Source organism: Mesorhizobium sp., assembly GCF_005063415.1.
Taxonomy (GTDB): domain Bacteria; phylum Pseudomonadota; class Alphaproteobacteria; order Rhizobiales; family Rhizobiaceae; genus Mesorhizobium.
The window spans coordinates 1-2,109 of record NZ_SUEG01000305.1 but is presented as its reverse complement, the minus strand read 5'-3'; the positions used below and the strand labels follow the sequence as shown (position 1 = coordinate 2,109).

Annotated in this window: 4 protein-coding genes; 2 read left to right on the top strand and 2 right to left on the bottom strand. The window is 57.8% G+C overall.

Annotated elements, in window-relative coordinates:
* The first annotated feature begins 298 nt into the window (after window positions 1-298).
* Both E5W70_RS32075 and E5W70_RS32070 read left to right on the top strand, forming a co-directional pair.
* Window positions 299-640: a hypothetical protein gene (locus E5W70_RS32075; RefSeq protein WP_292665336.1), complete on the top strand. Its 342-nt coding sequence runs from the start codon at window positions 299-301 to the stop codon at window positions 638-640.
* Between the two features lie 513 nt (window positions 641-1,153).
* Complete coding sequence (locus E5W70_RS32070; RefSeq protein ID WP_292665334.1) at window positions 1,154-1,420, top strand: hypothetical protein; 267 nt, start codon at window positions 1,154-1,156, stop codon at window positions 1,418-1,420.
* 13 nt (window positions 1,421-1,433) lie between these two features.
* On the opposite strand, the gene E5W70_RS32065 is transcribed toward E5W70_RS32070, so the two are convergent.
* Together E5W70_RS32065 and E5W70_RS32060 are read right to left on the bottom strand one after the other, a co-directional pair.
* On the bottom strand, window positions 1,434-1,667 hold the full coding sequence (locus E5W70_RS32065) for a hypothetical protein (RefSeq protein ID WP_292665332.1): 234 nt from the start codon (window positions 1,665-1,667) through the stop codon (window positions 1,434-1,436).
* Window positions 1,668-1,691: 24 nt separating this feature from the next.
* The gene (locus tag E5W70_RS32060; protein ID WP_292665331.1) at window positions 1,692-1,880 is read right to left on the bottom strand and encodes a DUF3606 domain-containing protein; all 189 of its coding nucleotides are present in this window, start codon (window positions 1,878-1,880) and stop codon (window positions 1,692-1,694) included.
* Between the last annotated feature and the right edge of the window lie 229 nt (window positions 1,881-2,109).

Genomic DNA, 2,109 nt, shown 5'->3' with positions numbered 1-2,109 from the left:
CCTTCAGCCGCTGCTCCCGGAGCCGAGCCGTCTTTGCGTCTCGGGCCGCGCGCTCGACATCGATTAATGACCGTGCAGCATCTGACGTGCGCTGCTCTCTCTCATCTCTTTGTGTCCAAGTGGCCAAGCGTCGCAGTCCTATCTTTTTGCGTGCCTCTGACCTGAGTGGTCGAAGGCTTTCCCTGAGGCAACCACATGGGCATCGCCCAGAGTCCGCCAAAGAGCACGCGCACGGCATGCTGATGTGACGTTCGCTCGAGATTTGGAAGCCGATCCGCCGGAGGAGTGGCGGCGGGACATGGACCAGACACTGTTTCCCGGTGGCTACTTCAAAGAGTTCATATTCTTCCACCAAGCGTCAAAGACGCTGATTCTTACAGTCACGATCATCAATCTCGAATTGGACATGATCGATGAGCCTTGGCGCACGGTGACGAAGCTGACTGGGATGGCTCACCCGCACGGGCGGACCTTCCTTGGCATGCGGCTGCCAATTCTCCTGCATCGGCAGAAAGCACGGGCAGTAATAGGCAAACTCCAGTCGTGGCAACCGCGGCGGGTGTTTCTCAGTCACGGCCGCTGCTTTGATGCGAATGAAGACGAGATTGTCCGTAGAATATTCGGAAAGACGGCTTGGTGAGGCAGTGGTTTGGGGGAAGCCAAATGTCCATTTCGGCTCGGCTCCGCCGCTCGCCCGATCGCTTTGATGACCGCCCCTGGCGCTCCTTGCTCGTTTCGCGGATGCCCGCGAGGATCAGCTCGCAGCGTGACTTGTAGGACGTCATCGGCGGCCTTGCGTTCCTTTCATTCGGATGCTGACGATAGCGACCCGGGATGATCTGACCAGTTCCCGAAATCGTTGCGATGGGCGAAGCTAGTCTAGTGATCCAACCGTTGATTGGTGGACGCATTGCAACTGATGCGCCTATGGTCCCTGACGGTCCGCGCGCAACCGGGCAAGCCCACCCCCCGCATCCCCCCTGCCTGGTGCAAGTCGCTTGATCGGGTCCCGCCGTCCTGGCATGTGCGGCGGGACTTTTACTGCTGTAACACCCGACCGGCGCGGCGGTTCATCTTAACGCAGCAAGTCTCTCACCGATCGGCCCGGCCGCGTCCTCTTCCGGAGGGGGCGGGCTTATTTGACATTGACGCGGTGAGCGAAACCCCGAGCGACCTGCCGGAGGATCCAGTGATCCGAGCGGATATCGCGACAAGGATTTCGAGAGAGACCGACGGCAAAAATGGGCCGGACCATACGGTGGTCACGAAAGCCAGGCTGGATCACAACCTGTTTGAGGAACAGGACGAAGCTGACGCCTTCGATCGCGAACCATCTGTGGTTCCGTTGCTCCTGGTTATTTATGTGCTCTCAATGTTGATATTGGCCGGGTACGCGCTCGCTCGTGCGTATTTTCTATGACGCCCGCTCACATCTAGTGCGCCATCTCAATTTCGAATTTGATCCTAGCGTGTAGCAAAACCTCGCCCGTCTCGGTGCGAACGATCATCGCAAAGCTGCGGTCAGAACCGTCTGCCTTGTCTTTCACGATCGCCGCCAAGGCCTTTGCAGCCTCGACCTTGGCTGCTTCGACGTCTGGAAGATCGGTGCCTTGATCGTCCGGATATACGTCATTGGCATCCGCGAAGTCGAAGAAATATCGCGGCATTGCGTTGGTGCATTTGTTCGGGGATCAACTGAGACGAAGCGATTTTGCTGCTTCTGTAAGGCGGGTGCGATCATTGCCGTAGGTCTTGATCAACTGCCGAACCTGGTCGGACGACACGCCGTTTTGCTCGGCGAAGTATTGTACCTCATAGTCTTCGTCCGCCGATACGCGGTTGCGGTCTCGGAAATCCCGCTTGCTCCTGTCGTCAGCCATTCTGGTCCTCCTTCGGATTCGGATCAACAGCAACGCCGGGAAGCAGCTTTCGTTGCCACACCCCTGTGGAATCACGTTCCGTTCACTCTGGCTAATATAGCTTTGTACCTAGTATTGACTGGGTGCGTAAAATTGTAAGTACCGGCGGCGGCCGCCTCGAGTTCATTCCGCCGATGGAGCCAAGCTGGTCTCAAAGCCGCCCGAGGGTGAGCACTGGATTCACGAGATC